Raw genomic sequence first — 25661 nt, 5'->3', positions numbered from 1 at the left:
AAAACTTTTTTCTTTGCAATCGCTTTCAAGAAAATATTTTTCTTTTCTTGAAAGTTCGTTATACTTATATGTAAAGATATTTCGAGGGGAGAAATCAGTGTATGGAGCAGCCTCAATATTGTTTAGTAAGAATTCAATCGTATTATTCGGACTTGAGTGATACAGAGAAGCGTATTGCGGATTACATTCTTCAATTTCCTGAAAAGATGATGCATCAATCGATTACACAAGTAGCAGAGGATATAGGGGTCGCGACGTCTACGGTGTTTCGTTTTTGTAAACGTATGGGGTTTAAAGGGTATCAAACGATGAAGTTGGCAATTGCGGCAGAAATTGCATCGCCCATTAGAGAAATTGTTGAAGAAAAGATACAAGAACAGGACCATGAAAGAGCTATTACAGAAAAAATTTTCAATACAAGTATTCGCACCTTTAAAGATACGATTCAAATGATGGATTTTTCTTCTTTGAAAAAAGCTGTCAATCTCATATTGGAGGCGGAACGTATTGAATTTTACGGAATAGGTGCTTCTGGCATCGTCGCACTTGATGCCCATCATAAATTTATCGGATCAGGGATTTCGACTGTTGCTTATACGGATCCGTATTTGCAAATAAGGGCAGCTTCCCAATTAACTAGTAAAGATACTGTGGTCATTATTTCGACAGATGGAAGTGGCGAAGAATTGATTCGTCTTTTAAAAACGGTGAAAGAAACGGGTGCGAAAATCATTGCCATTACAAGCTTCAAAAAGTCGCCTCTTAGCCAAAAGGCAGACCTCGTGTTGCATACTGTATCGGGTGGAAGGGAAAAGCAAATAGATGACACCTTTGCGCGGATTGTTCAGCTAAGCTTAATTGATTCGCTATATATGAATGTTATTAATACGAAAAAAACGACTGGAACAAACACAATAGACAAAATCAAAAAGTTTTTCCAATAAAACAAGACCCCGTCCGTTTGGATGGGGTCTTAGTCTTGTCTTTAGAATACTTTTGTCGTCCACGTTTCGCAATTCCACACATCTGTTACGACATCATGGTAAAACTCCGGTTCATGGCAAATAATAAGAATGCTTCCTTTATATGCTTTCAGAGCACGTTTCAACTCATCTTTTGCATCAACATCCAAGTGGTTTGTCGGCTCATCGAGCACTAAAATATTCGTTTCATTGTTAAGGAGCTTGCAAAGACGGACTTTTGCTTTTTCGCCTCCGCTTAGCACTTCAATTTTACTTTCAATATGCTTTGTCGTTAAGCCACATTTTGCAAGAGCTGCACGAACTTCTGCTTGGTTGAAAGAAGGGAACTCTTGCCACACTTCTTCGATACATGTATTGTAGTTAGCGGTTTTTATTTCTTGTTCGAAATAGCCGATATGCTGGTATTCTCCGCGTTCAACTGAGCCCGAAATGGGTTTAATTTCTCCGAGGATGCTTTTTAGAAGTGTTGTTTTTCCAATTCCGTTAGCTCCAACAAGGGCAATTTTTTGACCGCGCTCCATACGAAGATTTAACGGTTTTGAAAGCGGCTCGTCATATCCGATAACGAGGTCGTTCGTTTGGAAAATTAATTTCCCGGACGTTCGAGCACTTCTGAAGTTGAACTCTGGCTTCGGTCTTTCTTGTGCTAGCTCAATAACGTCCATCTTATCCAATTTTTTCTGACGAGACATAGCCATGTTTCGCGTCGATACGCGCGCTTTGTTGCGGGCTACGAAATCTTTTAAGTCGGCAATTTCTTGCTGCTGTTTTTTATAAGCGGATTCGAGCTGCTGCTTTTTCACTTCATATACTTGAAGGAAATTATTATAATCGCCCACATAACGGTTTAATTCTTGGTTTTCCATATGATAAATTAAGTTAATAACGCTGTTTAAAAACGGAATATCATGCGAGATTAAAATAAAGGCATTTTCGTATTCTTGTAAGTAGCGTTTCAGCCATTCAATGTGTTGCTCATCTAAATAGTTTGTCGGCTCATCGAGAAGAAGAATTTCTGGTTTTTCTAATAGCAATTTTGCGAGAAGAACTTTTGTCCGTTGCCCGCCGCTTAAATCTTGGACGTCACGGTCAAGCCCAACATCGTCCAAACCGAGGCCGCGTGCGACTTCTTCCGCTTTTGAATCAATGACATAAAAATCATTGTTCGTTAATACGTCTTGAATGGTTCCAACTTCTTCAAGGAGCTGTTCTAATTCCTCTGGTGTTGCTTCTCCCATTTTTTCATAGATTTGATTCATTTCTGCTTCCATGTCAAAAAGATATTGGAAAGCGCTGTGCAATACATCACGAATCGTTAGTCCTTTTGATAATACGGTATGCTGATCAAGGTAGCCGACACGTACCTTTTTTGACCATTCAACTTTTCCTTCATCTGGCTCTAATTTTCCTGTAATAATGTTCATAAATGTTGATTTACCTTCGCCATTTGCTCCGATAAGGCCGATGTGCTCTCCTTTTAGAAGGCGAAACGACACGTCATTAAAAATAGCACGGTCACCAAACCCGTGACTTAAATTTTTCACTGTTAAAATACTCATGATTAAACACCTTTCTATTTATCAGTCTATCCGGCCTTTTTACTAGCACCGTTTACTTGAAAGCATCGTTGAATGAAAAATAATTGATTTCAAAATCATACATAGTAAATTATATACGAGGGACGGATTTGTTGAAAGGAAACTTTACATCAAACTTCATCCAATATTTATCTCCGTCGTTCACTCAACTCGAAAAACTTTCGAGTCCATAAAAAAGACCCGGTCACATTCAAACCGGGTCTGCTGGATTACGCGATTCTTTTTGATGAATCTTTTTTCTTTTTTGTTTTTGCTTCCTGGCTGAAGGCCTTTAACAGGCTGTATGCCATAAAGAGAAGGAAAACACCGAGCGGCAAGGCGCTGACGATAATCGTCGCTTGCATTCCTTGAAGACCACCAGATCTCATCAAAATAATAGAGATCGCGGCTAAAATAATTCCCCATGTGAATTTGACAGGGAAGGATGGATTCAAGTTTCCATTCGTTGTTTGCATTCCTAAAACGAATGTGGCAGAATCCGCCGATGTAACAAAAAATGTGAAAATGAGACAAAGAGAAATAACCGTTAAGACGCTTCCGAATGGAAGTTGGTTATAGATGTAAAATAGCGATGTTGCAAAGCTTTGCTCTGCGACGTTTAATCCTTGTACGAAATCAAAGTAAATACCTGTGCCTCCAAATACGCCAAACCAGAGTGAGCAGACGATTGTTGGAACAATTAATACGGCCATAATAAATTCACGTACTGTGCGTCCTTTTGAAACGCGGGCAATAAATGTTCCGACGAACGGGGTCCAAGAAATCCACCATGCCCAGTAGAAAATCGTCCAATCTTTTACCCACTGGTTGTTTTCTGTATTAAAAGGAGCAAATCGCAGTCCCATACTCGGAAGATTCTGAACATAACTCCCAAAAGTAGTTAAGAATGTTTCTAATACGAATTGAGTAGGACTTAGTAATAGGAAAGAGAAGAATAAGACAACTGCCAAAATCATGTTAGCGTTGCTTAAATATTTAATCCCTTTCGATACGCCGGTTCCAGCTGACAAAATAAATACGGCCGTTGTGATTAAAATGATGATAAGTTGAGTGGAGAAATTAACCGGCAGCCCAAACAAGTAGTTGAATCCACTGTTAATTTGAGCAGCTCCTAATCCTAAAGAGGCGGCAACGCCGAAAATAGTAGCGAATACAGCGGTAACATCGATAGTATAACCGATAGGCCCTTTTACCTTTTCTCCTAAAAGTGGGTATAGTGTGGCACTCATAAGTCCGGGTAAGTTTTTGCGGAATTTATAATAGGCGAGCGCTAAAGCAACGACGGCATAAATAGCCCAGGCGTGAAAGCCCCAATGTAAGTAGGTATGTCTTAGTGCAGATTTAGCTGATTCAATCGTTTGGGCTTCTCCAAACGGGGGATTGGCATAATGAGCAACAGGTTCTGATACTCCGTAAAAGAGAAGTCCAATTCCCATCCCGGCGCTAAACAGCATTGCAAACCATGTAGGTGTACTAAACTCCGGCTTGTCTTCATCTTTGCCTAGTTTAATATTTCCATAGCGGCTGAATGCAACAATAAGAGCGAAAATGAGAAAGAATGTTGTGGCAAATTGGTAAAACCAGCCGAATTGATTGAGTAATGTTCCTTGTAATCCAGTCATGGTTTTAATGAGGTGTTGCGGTGCTACCCATCCCCATCCAACAAATAAAATGGAAATTGACAGCGCGATCCAAAAAACAGGTGTTATACTTTTCTTCATAAGTTCCTCCTTTATGTAATTGTAACAACTCTATAAACATTATAACATATTATTCATTTCCCTGCATTCCGCTCGGATAAACCTATTTTTTCATTAAATTTTTTAGGCCTTTTAGGAGAAGTTTAAGATGTCAGAATTAAGGTTTAGGATGATTCTCAATTGAATGAAGATGTGCTGAATTATTCAAGTGAACCTATATATAAATAAGGGACAGAAGGGAAAATAGTTGTATAATGAAAAGGAAATATGTATGTTAATGGAATGAAGTCATGTTACTTGTTGAAGAGACACATTTTGCCTATTTAAAGAACAATGCCGCTCTTAAGTAATGAATTGTGTCAGGACGACATACTTTGGATGGCTTTAAGGGGACAATATTAATAAATAAAAAACGCATCATCTTTTTCCATAGATGTGTTAAACACTTGTTAAAGGAGGGGTTGAAACTGGATTCAATGTTATTTCAATTAATGTTAATCGGGGTACTAGGTATCGGTTCACAGTGGCTTGCTTGGCGTTTTCGGTTGCCAGCTATTGTCATTATGTCTATCGTCGGTCTCGTGGCAGGGCCATTTCTAGGTATTCTCCATCCGAAAGAAGGATTTGGTGATTTATTTAAGCCGGTCATTTCCATGGCGGTTGCTATCATTTTGTTTGAGGGAAGCTTAAATTTAGATTTTCGTGAAGTGCGTGGACTTGCCCGTCCTGTCTTTCGGATTATTACGCTTGGAGCATTTCTTGCCTGGATTTTAGGGTCACTTGCCGCTCATTACGTAGCGGGTCTTTCATGGGCGGTTGCTTTCGTTATTGGAGGACTGTTCATTGTCACTGGGCCAACGGTGATTCTTCCACTATTGCGCCAAGCAAAGCTAAAGCCTAGACCAGCTGCCATTTTGAAATGGGAAGGAATCGTTGTTGATCCATTTGGAGCTCTTCTTGCGGTCTTTGCATTTGAAATCATTAAATTTTTCTTGTTAGAAGAAGCGACAATTGGCTCGCTCCTGTTTTTCTTTATTGCTTCGTTTTTAGCAGTTATTTTAGGATGGGTGTGCGGTCGCGGAATTGGGTGGATGTTTGAGCGTGGTCATATTCCAGAATTTTTAAAATCACCAGTCGTGTTTGCGGTCGTGATTGGCTGCTTTACCATCTCGGATGAAATTGCCCATGAAACAGGGCTATTAGCTGTGACAGCGATGGGAATGACGATAGCTAATCTGCGTCTCGCTTCCATTGAAGATATGCGTCACTTTAAAGAAAACGTGTCTGTTTTGCTTATTTCCGCTATTTTCGTCATGTTAACAGCTTCTCTGTCTGTTGAGACATTGATGACCATTTTAGATTGGCGAATTATTTTATTTGTTTTATTAATGTTATTTGTCGTTCGTCCATTATCTATTTGGCTCTCAACTATCGGGACAGATTTGACAATGGAGGAAAAAACACTTGTTGGCTGGATTGCTCCGCGTGGAATTGTCGCTTTGACTGTTTCAGGCTATTTTTCAGGGGTGCTTCAAGAATCTGGTTTTGAAGATGCAGGGATGCTGACATCTTTAACATTTGCTCTCGTGTTTTCGACGGTGTGCGCCCATGGCTTTTCTATCGGGTGGCTGGCGAAAAAATTGGATTTATCGATTGGAAACAATCCGGGTGTGCTCATTGTAGGTGGCAGCAGCTTTAGTACAGGATTAGCTAAAATTTTAAAGCAGTTGGACATCCCGGTGATGATTGTTGATTCTTCCTGGTACCGTCTTGCGCAGGCGCGGCGGGAAGGGGTTGATTCGTATCGGGGAGAATTTTTAGCCGAGCAAACGGAGTATCATTTAGAACTGACTCCATATGAATATTTAATTGCCGCAACGCCAGTGGATACGTATAATACGCTCGTTTGCGCTACGTTTATTCCGGAGTTTGGTAGAAATAATACGTTTCAGCTCAGTCTCCATCACGCCCATGGCGGGGAATTGGAAGATATAGGGCCTCATATTGGTGGCCGTGTTTTATTTAGAGAAGGTATGTCATGGGAAGAACTGAGCGACAAAATGGAAAATGGTCATGTATTCAATAAGACGAACATAACGGAACAATATACGTACGATCAATATTTACAAGATCGAGACGAAAATGTGTTGCTGTTGTTCATTTTGAAATCTTCCGGGAAAGTGGAGTTTTTCACATCAGAAGGAAAATTACAAGGTGAACCGGGCGATACAATTGTCAGCTTAACTGCTCCGGGTAAGCGTCTTGAAAAAATACAAGAGAAGCGCGAAGAGGAGCGTCAGAAAAAAGAAGGACAAATTCATATTATTTTGTAAGGTAGATTGATTAGCCTTACGTTTTAAAACTGAAAGCTGCCACATAAGGGGGACTTCCTCTTATCTGGCAGCTTTTTTTAGCATAATAGAGCTATAGTCCTTCGTTGAGAAGATTTCTGTAAACAAAAAAATTGAAAAGTAGAGAAAAAGTGAGAAAAAAGGCTGTGAAAACGCTTAAAAGAACCAATCCCTATAGTAAATAAGTAATATTCAGATGTTTCAGAATATTACATTTTGTGTTAGTATTTCTAACATAATATGATAGATTTGGAGGATGTAGGGATGGAACTTTTGCAAATTCATCTTGATTATGTATGGATCGTCGTAGCGGCGATGCTTGTTTTTTTTATGCAGGCAGGATTTACAGCGTTGGAAGCGGGAATGATTCGATCTAAAAATTCCATTAATGTGGCCATTAAAAATTTAGCGGATCTTTTAATTTCATCGCTGTTGTTTGCGACAGTTGGTTTTGCGGTTATGTTTGGTCCCACATGGAACGGTTGGGTCGGAACCGGTCCCTTTTTCCTGAAAGGACTGGAAGGGGAAACGTGGGATTATGCTTTTTTATTGTTTCAAATTATGTTTGCTGGGACAGCAGCAACGATTGTTTCCGGAGCTGTTGCCGAACGGATGAGGTTCGGTGCTTACTTGGCAGGAACATTTTGGATGGGGCTAATCATCTATCCGGTGTTCGGTCATTGGGCTTGGGGGAGCTTATGGCAAGCTAATCAAGAAGGATGGTTGGAAAAACTCGGATTCATGGATTTTGCTGGATCGACTGTCGTTCACTCTGTTGGAGGATGGGTCGCATTGGCAGCCGCTCTTGTCGTCGGTCCGCGTATTGGGAAATATGGAGCAAATGGAAAGGTGAATAAGTTTCGTCCTTCCAATGCCGTTTTTGCTTCCTTAGGCGTGTTTATCCTTTGGTTCGGGTGGTTTGGATTTAATGCCGGGTCGACGATGCATGCAGATGTTCATATTGCGTTAATTGCTCTCAATACACATTTAGCTGCTTCAGCTGGGGGATTAACAGCGATGCTTATTAGCTGGATAGTAGAACGAAAGGTTCATGTTGAAAATGTGTTGAACGGTGTGTTAGGTGGTCTTGTAGCGGTGACGGCAGGGGCCAATGTTTTCGAGATTGATGGAGCTATTTTAGCTGGGGCCATTGGCGGCCTTCTTGTCATCCCAAGTATTCATTTCATTGAACAACGTCTAAAAATTGATGATGCAGTTGGTGCCGTTTCTGTGCATGCTGTATGTGGCGCATGGGGAACGCTGGCAGTCGGGATATTTGGAAAAGAAGACCTACTGATGGCGGGCAGTCGCCTTGAGCAAATTGGTATTCAGACACTTGGTGCGGGAGTTGCGTTTCTTTGGGCGTTTTTCCTTGGGCTAATCGTATATGGAGGAATGAAAAAGCTATGGGGCATCCGACCGAGTGAAGCGGAGGAAGAAGCAGGTTTGAATGTGTCTGAACATGGGGCTAGTATTGCCATGATTGAAACGATTCAAGCAATGAATGAAATCGCTGCCGCCAAAGGTGATTTGACGAAAAAGCTGAAAGTAGAAGCAGGAGAGGATACAGAGGTGTTGCATCATACCTTTAATCGACTGTTACAAACGTTGAATGGATTAGTCGATGCCGTCAAAAAAGAGGCAGGAGATGTGTACGGATCTTCTATTCAATTGTTTGAAGTAAATCGTCAGCTCAATGAATCAGCGGATGCCCAAATGCATACCGTTCAAGAAACATATGATGAGTTTCAAATCGTGAGCCAATGGCTTGATAAAGAAATTCAAGCAGAAGATGAAGTGATTGGGGCTATTCAAGGCTCATTTGCGGGAATGGAGCATATTGGAGGAGAAATTATCTCGATTAAGAAAGAGATGAACCGTATTTTGCTAGGAATTGAAGGGATAACGTTGTTAAATGAACAAGTAATGGAGCGAATGGCTTCATTTCAAAAGCAGCTGAAAGAAATTAGTGCTTTTTCACAGGAAAGTCAGCTTGTTATTAACACCATTAACGAAGTGAGTGAACAAATTAATTTATTATCATTAAATGCAAGCATTGAAGCTGCCAGGGCGGGTGAGCATGGAAAAGGGTTTGCGGTCGTAGCGAAGGAAATTAAACGTTTGGCCGGCGAATCGAAAGCATCAGCTAGTCATATTAGAGAGATGATTACACATACAGTTCAATCCATCGATAACGGTAACCAAGAAATGGACGGGTTTGTGCATGAATTCCATCAATTAAATGAAGAACTGAAAGAAATGCCGGTTCATTTTCAGCAAGTAGAATTAAAAGCAGAAAATATCCACGGCATTATGACCCAATTCATTTCCCGTTTGCAAACGGTGCGGGAGGAAACGTCACAGATGCAAAAGGGGCGTTTTGTCCAGCAAGAGCGATTTGCTCATATGTTGAATCGTCTTGAACAAGTGTACGAACAAATAAAAGGAAATTATGATTTAACGAAACACATGGGAGAAGAAATGGAAGAAATGGGACGCAAAAGTATGTTGCTGCAAGAAACGGTGGGTCGTTTTCGGACGAAGGCACCAGAATTATTTTAATCTGTCTGTCGAAAAAATGGGCTAAATGAAGCCCATCTTTTCATTTTATTAACATCGGTTAACATGACTCAAATTAAAACGTTGGCTTATAGGGCGGAGGTCGTAGTTAAAAATAAAGCTTGAGCTCGTTATAACCATGTTCATTTTCAGGTAGGATAGTGAATGAAACGGGCGTAAAAGAAAACAAACTCTCTATTTGAATGGAAACGTGTTATGCTAAAAATAATCAATGTAATAATAGGTGTGCGGTGAAAAGAATGAACGGGAAAAATGTAATTCAAAACATCAAGAGAAGGGAGAAAGCAGCATGTTTAGTAAAATGGGAACAGACTATATAAGTTGGATTCTTTTAATCGGTTCGGTTCTGTTGCTGCTTGAGATTTCCTTTTTTCATACAGGCCTTGTTTTCTCCCTTTTGCTTTCGGCGGGATGTCTTTATTTTGGACGAAAGCGGATGCCGCGAAGGTCCGGCAAGTTCTTATTTTGGGCAGGGGCGATCAGCTTTTTCATGAGTGTGTTAAGCATGATGACGTTAAAGTTTTTTCTGCTGGCCATCCTTGTTCATCTCGTTATTCAGTTTATACAAGCGAAAAAATCCCCATCTTATCTCCAGCCTGTTAGAAAAGAGCGTGGAGAAGACGGAGAGCTTTTGTCAAAAGAGCTTGTCGTGAAAAGAGTGTTGTTCCGAAACCGGTTCGTAGGTCGGCAATCTACCCCCGAGCATGTGTATGAATGGGATGATGTGAACATTCAAGCCGGAGTAGGAGATACGGTGATTGATTTAAGCTACACAGTACTTCCACAAGGAGAAGCGATTATTTTTATCCGGAATGTGCTTGGCAACATTCAGATTCTTGTACCATATGACGTTGAGGTGAACATTCATCATTCGATTTGGGCAGGGAAGACGAAGATTTTAGATGTTCATGAAGGAACAGGATTTAACGAAGTGTTGCACGTTCAAACCCCGGAATATGAAACAGCTGTACGAAAAGTGAAAATCATGACATCGATGATGGTGGGAGACTTAGAGGTGAAGCGTATATGAGTATCGTACAGCGTCAAATCCTCTTCGGTGCCGCATTGTCTTTTATTACGTTTTTGTTAGTGTCCGCTGTATGGTTCATTGTTTTCCCATTAGAGGATTGGACATTGCTATGGGAACGGGAAATGATGGATGTGCCGTTTGTGTTATTTATCTCAAGTGTCAGTGTAGTCGTGGGTGTACTGTTTGGTGTGATGTCCGGCTTCTTTTGGCAGAAGCAGCTGCGATCCGTTATAGATGTTTTGAAGGATTTAGAGCAGGGGCGCCAAATCGGTCTCCTCCAGCCGGCGGTATCAGAAGAAATGAGAGAAATGTTAGACAAGGCGGCTAGAATTCAACGACAAATGACGGAACAAGTGAAGCTATCTCAAAAACTCGCCACAGAAAAAGCAGAAGATCAGGAAAAACGTATCCAAGAAATGGTGTCGCAAGAGCGGAGCCGCTTAGCAAGGGAACTTCATGATTCTGTCAGTCAGCAACTGTTTGCCGCATCCATGCTTATGTCAGCCATTAATGAAGGAAAACCGGTTTCCGATGAGCGAGAAGCGAAACAACTGAAGATGGTAGAAGAGATGATTCATCAATCGCAACTGGAAATGCGCGCTTTATTGCTTCATTTACGTCCTGTTGCGTTAAAAGGGAAAACCCTTGAAGAAGGGATGAAAGAACTGCTGGTTGAATTAGCCCAAAAAGTACCGATGGACATTACGTGGAAAATTGAATCGATGCCGCTTGATAAAGGCATTGAAGACCATCTTTTTCGCATTCTGCAGGAGTCTGTTTCCAACACGCTTCGCCATTCAAAGGCAAACACGCTGGAGGTTTTGCTTATTAAGCGCGATGATTTTCTCATTTTGAGGGTGGCTGATGATGGGGTTGGCTTTGATGTGGAAGTGACGAAAGCAGGTTCATACGGCTTGCAAAATATGTACGAACGGGCAGTCGAAATCGGTGGTGCATTAAAAATCGTCAGTGTGAAAAATAAAGGAACGCGACTTGAAGTGAAAGTACCAATGATATCTTTAAAGGGTGAAGAAGATGATTAAAGTATTGTTTGTTGATGATCATGAAATGGTGAGAATTGGTGTTTCCTCTTATTTATCCGCTCAGGCAGATATTGAAGTCGTAGGAGAGGCTGAGGACGGGACAGAAGCGGTTGAGCTTGCTCTTTCTCTTCGTCCTGATATTATTTTAATGGATTTAGTCATGCAAGAAATGGACGGCATTGAGGCAACAAAGAAGATTATGGAAAGCTGGCCGGAAGCGAAGATTATTATTGTCACAAGTTTTCTCGATGATGAAAAAGTCTATCCGGCATTAGAGGCTGGGGCTACAAGCTACATGCTGAAAACATCTAAGGCAAGTGAAATCGCCAACGCCGTTCGGGCTACCCATCATGGACAATCTGTCTTAGAGCCGGAAGTAACAGGGAAGATGATGTTGAAAATGCGCAGTGGAAATGTGCCGCTTCCCCACGAACAGCTGACTGCGCGTGAGATGGAAATTTTACTACTGATGTCACAAGGGAAAACGAATCAAGAAATTGCCGACGAGTTATTCATTGCCCTAAAAACGGTCAAAACACATGTCAGCAATATTTTAAGCAAGCTCGAAGTACAGGACCGGACACAAGCCGTTATTTACGCCTTTAAACATGAGCTTGTTAAATAATTTTGCGGTTTACATAAAACAGCTGCCTAGTATGATGAGGCAGCTGTTTTCATATAAGACAAATAATGAGTAAACGTTAAATAGTTTTCAGCCGGCGTTGTTTGTTAGAAAAAGAGAAGAAACATACCGATGCAGCCGGCAGCAAGAACATAATAGAGCATCGGTAAAAGCGTCATTCGAATAATGGTTCCTTCTTTTCCGACCATTCCCACAACAGAAGCGGCAGCGACGACATTGAGTACACAGACCATATTTCCTGCATTCGCCCCTAGTACTTGCAAGGAAAGAATGAGCGAAGGATCCATCTGTAATTGATCGGCTACGCTAAATTGAAAGAGTGAAAACATCATGTTGCTGAAGGTCGCACTTCCTGAAATGAAGGAGCCGAGCGAGCCGATGACAGGGGCTACAAGAGGCCAGCTGCTTCCGACTAGATTAGAGACGGAAGTGGCCAATTCCATTGGCATGCTCATTAAACCAGCTTCGTTAATCCCTGAATTAATGAAAATGCGCACCATGGGCACAGCTGTACTTAAAGCGATAATGCTGCCAATCATTGATTTTCCGGATTGGCCAAGCGTTTTATAGAATTGCTCTATTTTCATTTTGTGCAATAAAACGGTTAGTAGGATTACGATAATAAAAATGGTTCCAGGTAAATAAAAGGGCTCGAAAAATGTGCTGATGTTTGTTCCTAGTATATTGGCCCACCCTATTTTAACAGAGCGAAGCGCTGTTTTAAGAGGCAAAATATCTAAACGTGTGAGAACGAGAAAGAAAGCTACGAGCAAATAAGGAATCCATGCCATCCATAAAGGCATGGTCGGCTGTTCTTTTGGTTGAACAGGCTGTTCTGCTTTCACTTCATGGTTGTTAAAATCCCAATGCTTTTCTGGAAGGAGAAATCCTTTTCGAGCAGCAGGGACGACGATGGTAAGTCCGGCAAGACCGCCGATAATAGAAGGGAATTCAGGTCCTAAAAAAATAGCGACAATAAGAGCGGGAATGGTGAAGCTCAACCCGGCGAAGATGGAAAATTTCCATAGGGCAAGCCCTTCTTTCCATGAACGGTTTTGGCCGAAAAAACGTGTTAGCATCAAGACTAAAATAAGTGGGATGAAGGTTCCGATGAACACATCCATCATAACGGCGCTTTTGGCTACGATGTGCAAGTATTCATAAAGCGATGATGTTGGCAATGCTTCCGCTACTTGCGGAGCGATGGAAGAGCCTTGACGCAACCCTTGATCGACCCCGACAATAACCGGTGTTCCGACAGCTCCGAAGGATACGGGACTGCTGTCAGCAATGAGGGCAAGTGATACAGCTGCAAGAGGTGGGAATCCTAAAGCAACTAATAATGGTGCACCAATAGCAGCGGGTGTCCCAAAACCTGCAGCACCTTCAATAAATGCCCCGAATAACCAGGCGATAATAATAAGCTGAACGCGCCGGTCTGGTGAAATGCGGAGAAATCCATTGCGAATCGCATCTAAGGCTCCGCTATTTGATAAGGTATTTAACAAAAGAATGGCACCAAATACAATCCATAAAATAGAGATAGCGATAATGACCCCTTCAATAGAAGCTGCGGCAATTTGAATGCCGGGAATCTTCCAAATGAAAAAAGCTAAGAAGGCCGTAATCGCAAAGCTGATAGGCATGGCTTTTGTTGCGGGTAGTCGAAGTATGACGAGAAAAATAAAGACAGCTAAAATGGGTGTTGAGGCTGTAAGCATTTCAAGTACATTCATCGTTATCACCTTGTTTGAATGATTTAATACTTTTATTATAAACGAGTTTGTTCAATATTTCACAAACTGTACGTGGCGGTTTTGTGAATTAATCAGCTATACGCCGATGTAAAAGAGTAGAGGTAATGGGATGTCCTTTACAGGCAAAGTAGCATGCTGAATTTTTCGGGAATAGACGCTATTTTTATAAATGTGCAAAAAGAAAGGGAATATTTGGTCAGTCTCGTATCAACATTAGCAGAGTCGATTGATGCGAGAGATAAGTACACAGCCTTTCATTCTAAAAACGTTGCCTATTATTCTTTGGAAATTGCTAAAGCTATGAACCTATCATCGAAAGAGTGCGACAACATTTACATTGGTGGACTGCTGCACGATATCGGGAAGATTGGAGTGCCGGAAGCGATATTAAATAAGCCGTCCCGTTTAACGAGTGAAGAGTTTGCCAAAATAAAAAAGCATCCGCAAATTGGTTATCATATGCTTAAATATATTCCTTATTTCAGAAAAAATTCCATATTGGACATGGTACTTTATCATCATGAAAAGTTTGATGGGACAGGGTATCCATCTGGATTAAAGGGAAAAGAGATTCCATTGACAGCTCGAATTATGGCAGTTGCGGATGCATTTGACGCGATGACTTCGAGAAGAGTATATCGACATGAAAAAGATTTAGACTATGCGTTAACGGAAATTATGAACGGGAAATCATCACAATTTGATCCGGAAATAGCAGAAGGGTTTTTAAAGATGGTAGAAAAAAATCAAATTCACATTCAAAGCTATCAAGATGTTCATAGTCGAGAGCGTACACCATAAAAGGGTATGCTCTTTTTTACATTTAAAATGAGTAGTGAAAATAAGATCACTGTAAGTGTTATTAAGAGGAACAAATGTATCGATCTTTCTAATTTGATTGATTTGAAATGATATTTTGGGGAATGCATTGGAAATTATTTTCCAATTAGTGTAATTTATTTAATAAGAGGTATGTAATGAAGGAACGGGAGATAAAGTCGGAAAGGTCTTGATTGTAATGAATATGGTTTTCGGACTGGTTTTTCTATTTATTGGATGGAAATTTGGTGATTGGAAACATTTGAATAAATATTATCCAACGATTTTATTTTTTATTATCGGGGATTTATTGTATAACGTGCTGACATATGAACACCCGATGTGGCATTACAAAAAAGATGGATTTTTTCCAAATCATACGTTAACGAATTTATGGATTATGATAACGGTCTATCCAGCAACGGTTATTACATATTTGTTTTATTTTCCGAAAAAGAAACTTTCGCAGTTTTTTTATATTATTTTGTGGATTACCATTTATGCGTGCTGGGAGATTCTCAATATTTACGTATTTGGGATTATTGAACATTTTAATGGCTGGTCTATGTGGTGGTCATGTTTATTTGATATCATAATTTTTACTATGCTTGCCCTTCATTACAAGCGGCCGTTACTAGCATGGGGATTATCTGTTGTCATTATTGTAGTGTTCATACAGTTATTTGATGTTAATATTTACGAGTTGCACTAGTTCTCCTATAGGGGTTTAGAATTATCTGTACGTCTTTGCCAGATGGAACGTATGTGAAAGAGCCTGTCATTGGAAGAAGCTCTCGATTTTACGAGATGCTCATGACGGGCTCTCGGCTCTTTTTATTCGGTTTTTGAGTGATTTGTTTCAAATAAGGACACAAATTCTTCGTACCCATTCTTTTCTAGGTCCTCTTTCGGAATAAATTGGAGAGCTGCTGAGTTCATGCAATAGCGCAGTCCCGTCGGTTCGGGTCCGTCATCAAAGACGTGCCCTAGATGGGAATCGGCATGTTTGCTTCTAATTTCTGTACGCACCATGAACAATGAGCGGTCTTCCAATTCGACGATATTTTCTTCGACTAAAGGTTGAGTAAAACTCGGCCAGCCAGTACCGCTGTCGTATTTATCTGTTGAACTGAAAAGCGGTTCTCCCGAAACGATATCGACATAAATTCCTTCTTGCTTATTGTCCCAATATTCATTATCAAAAGGCCTCTCTGTGGCGTCTTCTTGAGTGACATTATATTGAAGTTCTGTCAACATCTCTTTCAATTTCTTATCTGTATAAGATGGGTAAATAGAACGGGTTTTAAAATCGAGTTCCTGTTCATTCCCCCATGCATCGCGGAGGAAATCGTCTCTCCCGGAATTATGGCGGTAAAATTTATAAGACAGTTTATTTTTTTGATAATAATCTTGATGATAGTCCTCTGCTTTGTAAAAGATTTTCGCAGGAGAAATCGGGGTGACGATATCTTTGTCGAACCTCCCTGATGTTTTTAGTTCTTGCTTCGATTGCTCCGCCAACGCTCTTTGTTCTTCTGTGTGGTAAAAGATGGCGCTCGTATATTGCGGGCCTCGGTCGACAAATTGCCCTCCATCGTCTGTTGGGTCGATTTGCCTCCAAAATACTTGCAGCAGCTGTTCATACGTAATAATTGTTGGATCATATTCAACCTGTACGGCTTCAACATGCCCTGTTTTTTTCGAGGACACGTCATTATAAGTTGGATTTTCTTCTTCTCCCCCTGTATAACCGGAAACAACAGCATATACGCCGTCTAATTTTTCAAATGGGGGTTCCATACACCAGAAGCAGCCGCCGGCAAATGTCGCGACAGCATGTCCGGTCGCTGTTTTCTCTTGTGTCACGGGTGTACTGCCTAATGACTTTTCCGTAAGACTTGCATATAGTTTTGGTCCTAAGAAAGCTGTCACACTGATACATAGAAGCAAGACGGCTGTCCAAACTATTTTCTTCATTTTTTCTCCTCCTCGTTTAACTTCAATGGCAAGCGAAACCAAAAGGTGCTGCCTTTCATCCCGTCACTTTTCACGCCAATTTCCCCATTATGGAGTTCAATAATTTCTTGACAGATGGCAAGGCCAAGACCAGAGCCGCCCTTTGATTTGTGCCGTGATTTTTCTACTCGGTAAAATCGTTGGAAGATAGAAATTTGCTCTTCTAACGGAACGCCAATGCCTTCGTCTGTTACGCCAAAATAAAATGTACTTTCTTCCTTTTTCACCTCAATATGCATACTTGTGCTGGGAGGAGAAAAGGAAAGGGCGTTTTGAATGAAATTCGTCATCACGCGTTTAATTTGCTGAGTCATTAATGGAACCGTCGAAAGAGTATCGTCATAGTTCAATTGTACAGCGATGTTTTTTTCTTGAAGGGTGCGCTCAAACGGCTGAATCGTTTCAATCACTAACCGGTCGATAGACGTGAAAACGGGCTCGAAAGGAATGTTGTTGTTTTCCAAGTGTGATAATTCCAAAACATCTTCAATTAAAAGATTCAGTTTTTCCGTTTCAGATAAAATCGTTTCATAATAGCGTTTTCGCGTCACATCATCTTCAATAATGCCGTCATTCAACGCAGCCGCAAACGAATGAATGGAGGATAGTGGTGTCCGCAAATCATGAGACACATTGGCGACAAGCTCGCTTTTGAAGCGTTCTGATTGCTTCAATTCCTCAAACATCTCATCAAGTTTGGTAGACATATAGTTGAAGTTTTGGGCAAGTTCTTTAATTTCCTGTGGTCCTGTACTTGTTACCGTAATGTTAAAGTCCCCGTTGGCCATTCGTTTGGCATCACTGGCCATTTGCTTCACAGAGTTTAATAACGGGGATGTGATGAGTAGATTAATGATGATAGATAAGAAGCCTGCTCCGACGGTAATTAATGTGAGAAGAATAATCACATCATTGGCAAGGAACATTCTTATATAAGAAACAACTAGGAAAATTAAGATTACAAGTACAGAAATGATATTCGCTAAAAGAAGAAGTGTTCTAGTTTTCATAGAGGTGACTTCCTTCAAATTTATAACCGATACCCCAAACCGTTTTAATCCACTGTGGGTTGGAAGGGTCCTGTTCAATTTTTTCCCGCAGTCTCCGAATGTGGACGTTGATGGTATTGGCATCTCCTAAGTAGTCATATCCCCACAGTGTTTCAAGTAGTTGGGATTTTGAGAATACTTGTGAAGGTGAAGAGGTTAATAAAGATAGTAATTCAAATTCTTTCACGGTCATCTCTACCTCTTGTCCATGTGCCACGACCTTTCTTTTTTTACGGTCAATGATTAAACCGTTTTGTTCAAAAATGTCATTCACACCGGAGGGAAGAGGAGAAGAGGTGGTTCTTCTTAGTACATTTTTGATTCGTAGTAAAAGCTCGCGCGGGCTGAAGGGCTTTGTAACATAGTCATCGGCTCCGATGGTCAGTCCGTATATTTTATCTTTTTCTTGTCCTAGTGCCGTCAGCATAATAATAGGGGTGTCTTCAACTTTTCTAATTTCTGCCGCTGTTTGCCACCCGTCCATTTCGGGCATCATCACATCAAGTACGACAAGATGGGGTTGAAAGGAATGATAAAGTGCCAGGGCCTTCTTTCCATCTGCGGCGCTTTTGACTAAATAGCCTTCACGCTCTAAATAACGTGAACATACATCAATGATGTTTTCTTCGTCATCCACTAACAACACTTTGTGTGTCACATCAAACACCTCTTTACATATCTTTTATCAATTCGGCGCTTCCAAAGTCGACGTCAAACTGTTTGCACCAGATTACTATTTTCATTCCTGGTTCTGCCGTTATAGTTGCTGGTAATTCATAATTTTGATTGCCTTTATTACCTTTTAGCGGCCCGAGAGACAGTCCGTCTTTCGTAGATTGATTAGCATTCACTAAATAAACATAAAGGTCTGGCCCGTTTGTTACTTCTAAATGTTCGAGGCGTACGTTCTTTCCAGTCACCGTTACCGTTCCTTCTACTTGATGGAAGGAGTCTGTTCCATTAAATGTTCCAAAGATGGTTTCAGTTTCTTCTATTGTACCTGCTGTTGTTTGAGCTTGCGAATTGGAAGGTTCGTTCTCTTGCATGTCTATACTTGTATCATGTGGTGATACAGGCTCTTCGTTTACAACTTTATCTACAAAAAGAGGAGAAGCTAACCACCATCCTCCTGCCAATGCGGCTATTGCAATTATGCCAGCAATCCATTTTTTCATCATGTTATCCCCCTTATTAATCGGTTAATGATAGTATAAATAACAAATCTTATAGGACTATGACGAAATTCTTAATTATTTCTTAAATGAATTGTTATGAAACCTTGATGGTTTGAGGAGTTTTGTTAAATGGTTCATTTTGCGCTGAAACTATTATTGGTAAAAAAGAGTGTAGTAAATGATACTAATAATATTTTTTGAGAAATTTTATTGACTCTATTGTTCGAAGGTGATATTATATAAAAGTCGCTGATGAGCGGCGGTGAACTTTGAAAACTGAACAAAACAACAAAACGTCAACGTTTAATTTTTATTTTAAAGCAAGGAACATCGACTAAGAACGTCACGTCCTGTGACAACGTCGATGTCAGCACATCCATGTGCTAGTTCAAACATTTCTTCGGAGAGTTTGATCCTGGCTCAGGACGAACGCTGGCGGCGTGCCTAATACATGCAAGTCGAGCGGACAGATGGGAGCTTGCTCCCTGAAGTCAGCGGCGGACGGGTGAGTAACACGTGGGCAACCTGCCTGTAAGACTGGGATAACTTCGGGAAACCGGAGCTAATACCGGATAACACCGAGGACCACATGGTCCTTGGTTGAAAGATGGTTTCGGCTATCACTTACAGATGGGCCCGCGGCGCATTAGCTAGTTGGTGAGGTAACGGCTCACCAAGGCAACGATGCGTAGCCGACCTGAGAGGGTGATCGGCCACACTGGGACTGAGACACGGCCCAGACTCCTACGGGAGGCAGCAGTAGGGAATCTTCCGCAATGGACGAAAGTCTGACGGAGCAACGCCGCGTGAGCGATGAAGGCCTTCGGGTCGTAAAGCTCTGTTGTTAGGGAAGAACAAGTACCAGAGTAACTGCTGGTACCTTGACGGTACCTAACCAGAAAGCCACGGCTAACTACGTGCCAGCAGCCGCGGTAATACGTAGGTGGCAAGCGTTGTCCGGAATTATTGGGCGTAAAGCGCGCGCAGGCGGTTCCTTAAGTCTGATGTGAAAGCCCACGGCTCAACCGTGGAGGGTCATTGGAAACTGGGGAACTTGAGTGCAGAAGAGGAAAGCGGAATTCCACGTGTAGCGGTGAAATGCGTAGAGATGTGGAGGAACACCAGTGGCGAAGGCGGCTTTCTGGTCTGTAACTGACGCTGAGGCGCGAAAGCGTGGGGAGCAAACAGGATTAGATACCCTGGTAGTCCACGCCGTAAACGATGAGTGCTAAGTGTTAGGGGGTTTCCGCCCCTTAGTGCTGCAGCTAACGCATTAAGCACTCCGCCTGGGGAGTACGGCCGCAAGGCTGAAACTCAAAGGAATTGACGGGGGCCCGCACAAGCGGTGGAGCATGTGGTTTAATTCGAAGCAACGCGAAGAACCTTACCAGGTCTTGACATCCTCTGACAACTCTAGAGATAGAGCGTTCCCCTTCGGGGGACAGAGTGACAGGTGGTGCATGGTTGTCGTCAGCTCGTGTCGTGAGATGTTGGGTTAAGTCCCGCAACGAGCGCAACCCTTGATTTTAGTTGCCAGCATTCAGTTGGGCACTCTAAGGTGACTGCCGGTGACAAACCGGAGGAAGGTGGGGATGACGTCAAATCATCATGCCCCTTATGACCTGGGCTACACACGTGCTACAATGGACGGTACAAAGAGTCGCGAGACCGCGAGGTGGAGCTAATCTCATAAAACCGTTCTCAGTTCGGATTGCAGGCTGCAACTCGCCTGCATGAAGCCGGAATCGCTAGTAATCGCGGATCAGCATGCCGCGGTGAATACGTTCCCGGGCCTTGTACACACCGCCCGTCACACCACGAGAGTTTGCAACACCCGAAGTCGGTGAGGTAACCGTAAGGAGCCAGCCGCCTAAGGTGGGGTAGATGATTGGGGTGAAGTCGTAACAAGGTAGCCGTATCGGAAGGTGCGGCTGGATCACCTCCTTTCTAAGGATTACTAAGAAAAGCGAAGGCGTATGCCGTAGCTAGACAGTAAGAATCGTTGACGAAAACGTTTTGTTCAGTTTTGAAGGTTCATCCTTCAATATCAAATGCACTGAGTGGTGCATGGTTGTTCTTTGAAAACTAGATAACAGTAATAGCTGAGGAAAGTGAAAATTTTTCTAAACAAAAATCTTTTGTTTAAAAACAAAAGGGAAAAGAGGAGCGAGAAGTTCGAGGCGATGAAGATTCGAGCAGCACAGCGTATTTTTATACGTGAGCAGCGGAGAATCGAAATCAACGAAGAAATTCGACGCTAATCTTTTGCCGTAACAAGGTTAAGTTAGAAAGGGCGCACGGTGAATGCCTTGGCACTAGGAGCCGATGAAGGACGGGACTAACACCGATATGCTTCGGGGAGCTGTAAGTGAGCTTTGATCCGGAGATTTCCGAATGGGGAAACCCACTGTTCGTAATGGAACAGTATCTTTACCTGAATACATAGGGTATGGAAGGCAGACCCGGGGAACTGAAACATCTAAGTACCCGGAGGAAGAGAAAGCAATTGCGATTTCCTGAGTAGCGGCGAGCGAAACGGAATTAGCCCAAACCAAGAGGCTTGCCTCTTGGGGTTGTAGGACACTCTATACGGAGTTACAAAGGAACGAAGTAGATGAAGAGGCCTGGAAAGGCCCGTCGAAGAAGGTAACAACCCTGTAGTTGAAACTTCGTTCTCTCTTGAGTGGATCCTGAGTACGGCGGGACACGAGAAATCCCGTCGGAAGCTGGGAGGACCATCTCCCAAGGCTAAATACTCCCTAGTGACCGATAGTGAACCAGTACCGTGAGGGAAAGGTGAAAAGCACCCCGGAAGGGGAGTGAAAGAGATCCTGAAACCGTGTGCCTACAAGTAGTCAGAGCCCGTTAACGGGTGATGGCGTGCCTTTTGTAGAATGAACCGGCGAGTTACGATCCCATGCAAGGTTAAGTTGAAGAGACGGAGCCGCAGCGAAAGCGAGTCTGAATAGGGCGAATGAGTATGTGGTCGTAGACCCGAAACCAGGTGATCTACCCATGTCCAGGGTGAAGTTCAGGTAACACTGAATGGAGGCCCGAACCCACGCACGTTGAAAAGTGCGGGGATGAGGTGTGGGTAGCGGAGAAATTCCAATCGAACCTGGAGATAGCTGGTTCTCTCCGAAATAGCTTTAGGGCTAGCCTCAAGATAAGAGTCTCGGAGGTAGAGCACTGATTGGACTAGGGGCCCCCAACGGGTTACCGAATTCAGTCAAACTCCGAATGCCGAAGACTTATTCTTGGGAGTCAGACTGCGAGTGATAAGATCCGTAGTCAAGAGGGAAACAGCCCAGACCACCAGCTAAGGTCCCAAAGTATACGTTAAGTGGAAAAGGATGTGGAGTTGCTTAGACAACCAGGATGTTGGCTTAGAAGCAGCCACCATTTAAAGAGTGCGTAATAGCTCACTGGTCGAGTGACTCTGCGCCGAAAATGTACCGGGGCTAAACGTATCACCGAAGCTGTGGATGGACATCTACGATGTCCGTGGTAGGAGAGCGTTCTAAGGGCGGTGAAGTCAGACCGGAAGGACTGGTGGAGCGCTTAGAAGTGAGAATGCCGGTATGAGTAGCGAAAGATGGGTGAGAATCCCATCCACCGTATGCCTAAGGTTTCCTGAGGAAGGCTCGTCCGCTCAGGGTTAGTCGGGACCTAAGCCGAGGCCGAAAGGCGTAGACGATGGATAACAGGTTGATATTCCTGTACTACCTCCCCACCGTTTGAGCAATGGGGGGACGCAGAAGGATAGGGTAAGCGCGCTGTTGGATATGCGCGTCCAAGCAGTAAGGCTGAGAAGTAGGCAAATCCGCTTCTCGTAAGGTTGAGCTGTGATGGCGAGGGAAATAAAGTACCGAAGTTCCTGATTTCACGCTGCCAAGAAAAGCCTCTAGCGAGGTGGGAGGTACCCGTACCGCAAACCGACACAGGTAGGCGAGGAGAGAATCCTAAGGTGTTCGAGAGAACTCTCGTTAAGGAACTCGGCAAAATGACCCCGTAACTTCGGGAGAAGGGGTGCTCTGATAGGGTGCAAGCCCGAGAGAGCCGCAGTGAATAGGCCCAGGCGACTGTTTAGCAAAAACACAGGTCTCTGCGAAGCCGTAAGGCGAAGTATAGGGGCTGACACCTGCCCGGTGCTGGAAGGTTAAGGGGAGAGGTTAGCGCAAGCGAAGCTTTGAACCGAAGCCCCAGTAAACGGCGGCCGTAACTATAACGGTCCTAAGGTAGCGAAATTCCTTGTCGGGTAAGTTCCGACCCGCACGAAAGGTGTAACGATCTGGGCACTGTCTCAACGAGAGACTCGGTGAAATTATAGTACCTGTGAAGATGCAGGTTACCCGCGACAGGACGGAAAGACCCCGTGGAGCTTTACTGTAGCCTGATATTGCATTTTGGTACAGCTTGTACAGGATAGGTAGGAGCCTTGGAAGCCGGAGCGCCAGCTTCGGTGGAGGCATCGGTGGGATACTACCCTGGCTGTATTGAAATTCTAACCCGCACCCCTCATCGGGGTGGGAGACAGTGTCAGGTGGGCAGTTTGACTGGGGCGGTCGCCTCCTAAAATGTAACGGAGGCGCCCAAAGGTTCCCTCAGAATGGTTGGAAATCATTCGTAGAGTGTAAAGGCACAAGGGAGCTTGACTGCGAGACCTACAAGTCGAGCAGGGACGAAAGTCGGGCTTAGTGATCCGGTGGTTCCGCATGGAAGGGCCATCGCTCAACGGATAAAAGCTACCCCGGGGATAACAGGCTTATCTCCCCCAAGAGTCCACATCGACGGGGAGGTTTGGCACCTCGATGTCGGCTCATCGCATCCTGGGGCTGTAGTCGGTCCCAAGGGTTGGGCTGTTCGCCCATTAAAGCGGTACGCGAGCTGGGTTCAGAACGTCGTGAGACAGTTCGGTCCCTATCCGTCGCGGGCGCAGGAAATTTGAGAGGAGCTGTCCTTAGTACGAGAGGACCGGGATGGACGCACCGCTGGTGTACCAGTTGTCTTGCCAAAGGCATCGCTGGGTAGCTATGTGCGGACGGGATAAGTGCTGAAAGCATCTAAGCATGAAGCCCCCCTCAAGATGAGATTTCCCATAGCGTCAAGCTAGTAAGATCCCTGAAAGATGATCAGGTTGATAGGTCAGAGGTGGAAGCACGGCGACGTGTGGAGCTGACTGATACTAATCGATCGAGGACTTAACCTAAACGAAAAGCGGAGAAAGCCCGTTTAAATCGATAGGATGTTGGAGCTTCTGGCGGAAGAGACGTTAGTCTCAGACAGAAGAAGCGAAACAGCCGTACGATTTGGCTTTCGTAGCTGGACAATCAAGAAAAGCGAAGGCGACTGTTCAATCTTGAGAGACGTTGGAGCTTCTGACTGGGAAACCGTTCTTTGGTTTCATAGGCAGAAGTGAAACGGCCGAAAGATTAGGAGCCGTAGCTAGACAATCAAGTAAAGCAAGTACTCAGCTGCAGTTATCTAGTTTTGAAGGAATAACCTTCATATTGTCTGGTGATGATGGCGAAGAGGTCACACCCGTTCCCATGCCGAACACGGAAGTTAAGCTCTTCAGCGCCGATGGTAGTTGGGGGTCTCCCCCTGTGAGAGTAGGACGTCGCCAGGCTGTAAACATTGGCCCGTTGGTCAAGCGGTTAAGACACCGCCCTTTCACGGCGGTAACACGGGTTCGAATCCCGTACGGGTCACCAAATGATGCCGGTGTAGCTCAATTGGTAGAGCAACTGACTTGTAATCAGTAGGTTGGGGGTTCAAGTCCTCTCGCCGGCACCATTTCATAAATGCGGGTGTAGTTTAATGGTAAAACCTCAGCCTTCCAAGCTGATGTCGTGAGTTCGATTCTCATCACCCGCTTCCCGTAAAAAACCACAAAAGTCATAGAAGACTTTTGTGGTTTTTTTGTATTCTAAAACATATCCTTATTCCTGTTATAATAAGAGGATGAGCACGTTTACAAACGAAATAAAGTGTCCACTTAAAAGGAGAAAAGCATGAAAAAACGATTTCAAGTAGGAGAAGTATCCAAAATTTTTTCCATTCCACAGTCCACATTAAGATATTATGATGAAATCGGATTGTTTAAACCGAAATATACGGATGAAAAGAGTCATTATCGATACTATACAGCAGATCAATTCATTCATCTTGAAACCATTATTTTCTTGCGGAAAATCGGTTTTACAATCCAAGCTATTCAGCAACAAATGAAGGAGCGGACTTTGGAAAAGACATATGACTTATTTCAAAGTCAGCTTGAGGAAGTAAGGAAAAACATTCAAGCGTTGGAGCTGACTTTTCAGAAAATACAACATAAAATGAACACATTAAAAATGGGAATTAGCCTGCCTGAACAGCAAACTGTTATGTATAAAACGTATCCGAGAAGACCCATTTCTTTTTTATATAAAGATGAACCCATTGATTTACTAAATGATTTTGAATCTGTTTATGTGCAAGAACTGCATCATCAACGTTCTAGTCTTATGCATCACGGTTTGTTTACAGGAGATATTGGGGTAATCGCAGACCCGGATAGTTTAAACGGAGAAGGTCCTATTATGTATGGAAGTATCTTTAAATTGTTGTGGGACCAACAATCTAGTGAAGAAGAGGCATATTTACCTGAAGGGCTCTATGCGTGCTATTACCATAAAGGTTCGTACGAAACAGTTGATAAGAGCTACCACATATTATGGGAAACATTAAATGTAGACGGCTATGAAGCAGTGGGACAGCCGATTGAATGGGCACTCATCGACGAGTCTGTTGTGAAAGACCCAGAAGATTTTATTACGGCAATTGAAGTCCTCATTAAAAAGATAAGTGTTCAGGATGATATTGAAAAGGGAGCATAACATATCAGAATTTCAGAATTCATAAACATTCACTAAAAA

General features: G+C 43.0%; 16 protein-coding genes, 3 tRNA genes, 3 rRNA genes and 1 pseudogene. 16 read left to right on the top strand and 7 right to left on the bottom strand.

The genetic code is table 11. From position 1 onward, the window contains the following. Nucleotides 1–101: 101 nt before the first annotated feature. Nucleotides 102–944 carry a MurR/RpiR family transcriptional regulator gene (locus tag ACXAEO_RS16915; RefSeq protein WP_474883201.1) on the top strand — a complete coding sequence of 281 codons (843 nt, stop codon included), beginning with the start codon at nt 102–104 and terminating at the stop codon, nt 942–944. A gap of 41 nt (nt 945–985) precedes the next feature. Here ACXAEO_RS16915 and ACXAEO_RS16910 read toward each other — a convergent pair whose 3' ends face one another. Further along, nucleotides 986–2542 carry an ABC-F family ATP-binding cassette domain-containing protein gene (locus ACXAEO_RS16910; protein WP_474883200.1) on the bottom strand — a complete coding sequence of 519 codons (1557 nt, stop codon included), beginning with the start codon at nt 2540–2542 and terminating at the stop codon, nt 986–988. A 248-nt stretch (nt 2543–2790) separates the two neighbouring features. After that, nucleotides 2791–4302, bottom strand: coding sequence for a glycine betaine uptake BCCT transporter (locus tag ACXAEO_RS16905; protein WP_474883199.1), 1512 nt, complete (start codon nt 4300–4302; stop codon nt 2791–2793). 455 nt (nt 4303–4757) lie between these two features. On the opposite strand from ACXAEO_RS16905, the gene ACXAEO_RS16900 reads away from it, so the two are divergent. The 6 genes and pseudogenes from ACXAEO_RS16900 (at nt 4758) to ACXAEO_RS16875 (ending at nt 11910) form a co-directional block, all read left to right on the top strand. Continuing rightward, on the top strand, nt 4758–6614 hold the full coding sequence (locus tag ACXAEO_RS16900) for a cation:proton antiporter (RefSeq protein ID WP_474884251.1): 1857 nt from the start codon (nt 4758–4760) through the stop codon (nt 6612–6614). 258 nt (nt 6615–6872) lie between these two features. After that, a pseudogene (locus ACXAEO_RS16895) lies at nt 6873–8093 on the top strand (ammonium transporter); the annotation flags it as partial. Nucleotides 8094–8111: 18 nt separating this feature from the next. Then, nucleotides 8112–9194, top strand: coding sequence for a methyl-accepting chemotaxis protein (locus ACXAEO_RS16890; protein WP_474884250.1), 1083 nt, complete (start codon nt 8112–8114; stop codon nt 9192–9194). 307 nt (nt 9195–9501) lie between these two features. Beyond that, nucleotides 9502–10242, top strand: a complete 741-nt coding sequence (gene liaF / locus ACXAEO_RS16885) for a cell wall-active antibiotics response protein LiaF (protein ID WP_474883198.1) — start codon at nt 9502–9504, stop codon at nt 10240–10242. Then, complete coding sequence (locus ACXAEO_RS16880) at nt 10239–11285, top strand: sensor histidine kinase (RefSeq protein WP_474883197.1); 1047 nt, start codon at nt 10239–10241, stop codon at nt 11283–11285. The genes liaF and ACXAEO_RS16880 overlap by 4 nt, the downstream gene beginning before the upstream one ends. After that, entirely contained in the window at nt 11278–11910 is a 633-nt protein-coding gene (locus ACXAEO_RS16875; RefSeq protein WP_474883196.1) for a response regulator transcription factor, read from the top strand. The genes ACXAEO_RS16880 and ACXAEO_RS16875 overlap by 8 nt, the downstream gene beginning before the upstream one ends. 104 nt (nt 11911–12014) lie before the next feature. On the opposite strand, the gene ACXAEO_RS16870 is transcribed toward ACXAEO_RS16875, so the two are convergent. Then, nucleotides 12015–13664 (bottom strand): L-lactate permease, encoded by a 1650-nt coding sequence (locus ACXAEO_RS16870; protein ID WP_474883195.1) that lies wholly within the window; start codon nt 13662–13664, stop codon nt 12015–12017. Between the two features lie 153 nt (nt 13665–13817). On the opposite strand from ACXAEO_RS16870, the gene ACXAEO_RS16865 reads away from it, so the two are divergent. After that, entirely contained in the window at nt 13818–14486 is a 669-nt protein-coding gene (locus tag ACXAEO_RS16865) for an HD-GYP domain-containing protein (protein WP_474883194.1), read from the top strand. Between the two features lie 217 nt (nt 14487–14703). Further along, on the top strand, nt 14704–15216 hold the full coding sequence (locus tag ACXAEO_RS16860; protein ID WP_474883193.1) for a CBO0543 family protein: 513 nt from the start codon (nt 14704–14706) through the stop codon (nt 15214–15216). A 122-nt stretch (nt 15217–15338) separates the two neighbouring features. Here the strand turns inward: ACXAEO_RS16860 and msrB are convergent, their stop codons facing one another. Genes msrB through ACXAEO_RS16840 form a run of 4 tightly spaced genes read right to left on the bottom strand, consistent with a single transcriptional unit; the run spans nt 15339 to nt 18747 of the window. Continuing rightward, complete coding sequence (gene msrB, locus ACXAEO_RS16855) at nt 15339–16481, bottom strand: peptide-methionine (R)-S-oxide reductase MsrB (RefSeq protein ID WP_474883192.1); 1143 nt, start codon at nt 16479–16481, stop codon at nt 15339–15341. Further along, nucleotides 16478–17530 carry a sensor histidine kinase gene (locus ACXAEO_RS16850; protein ID WP_474883191.1) on the bottom strand — a complete coding sequence of 351 codons (1053 nt, stop codon included), beginning with the start codon at nt 17528–17530 and terminating at the stop codon, nt 16478–16480. The genes msrB and ACXAEO_RS16850 overlap by 4 nt, the downstream gene beginning before the upstream one ends. Continuing rightward, nucleotides 17520–18227, bottom strand: coding sequence for a response regulator transcription factor (locus ACXAEO_RS16845; RefSeq protein ID WP_474883190.1), 708 nt, complete (start codon nt 18225–18227; stop codon nt 17520–17522). Before ACXAEO_RS16845 ends, ACXAEO_RS16850 begins: the two co-directional genes overlap by 11 nt. A gap of 13 nt (nt 18228–18240) precedes the next feature. Next, nucleotides 18241–18747 carry a DM13 domain-containing protein gene (locus ACXAEO_RS16840; RefSeq protein WP_474883189.1) on the bottom strand — a complete coding sequence of 169 codons (507 nt, stop codon included), beginning with the start codon at nt 18745–18747 and terminating at the stop codon, nt 18241–18243. Between the two features lie 394 nt (nt 18748–19141). Between ACXAEO_RS16840 and ACXAEO_RS16835 the strand changes: the two genes are divergently transcribed. The 7 genes from ACXAEO_RS16835 (at nt 19142) to ACXAEO_RS16805 (ending at nt 25622) form a co-directional block, all read left to right on the top strand. Continuing rightward, a 16S ribosomal RNA gene (locus tag ACXAEO_RS16835) occupies nt 19142–20691 on the top strand. A 330-nt stretch (nt 20692–21021) separates the two neighbouring features. Beyond that, nucleotides 21022–23953, top strand: a 23S ribosomal RNA gene (locus ACXAEO_RS16830). A 304-nt stretch (nt 23954–24257) separates the two neighbouring features. Then, nucleotides 24258–24373 (top strand): 5S ribosomal RNA (gene rrf, locus ACXAEO_RS16825). Together the 16S, 23S and 5S rRNA genes with 3 tRNA genes alongside form the textbook arrangement of a ribosomal RNA operon. Nucleotides 24374–24383: 10 nt before the next feature. Beyond that, nucleotides 24384–24458, top strand: a tRNA-Glu gene (locus tag ACXAEO_RS16820). A 6-nt stretch (nt 24459–24464) separates the two neighbouring features. Further along, nucleotides 24465–24540: transfer RNA gene (locus ACXAEO_RS16815), tRNA-Thr, on the top strand. Between the two features lie 10 nt (nt 24541–24550). After that, nucleotides 24551–24621 (top strand) — tRNA-Gly (locus tag ACXAEO_RS16810). A gap of 137 nt (nt 24622–24758) precedes the next feature. Continuing rightward, the gene (locus tag ACXAEO_RS16805) at nt 24759–25622 is read left to right on the top strand and encodes a MerR family transcriptional regulator (protein ID WP_474883188.1); all 864 of its coding nucleotides are present in this window, start codon (nt 24759–24761) and stop codon (nt 25620–25622) included. The last annotated feature ends 39 nt before the right edge of the window (nt 25623–25661 follow it).

The organism is Bacillus sp. ABA4_010, from assembly GCF_056159105.1.
Note: the sequence above shows the minus strand (reverse complement) of the source record. Positions and strands in the feature narration are given on the sequence as shown.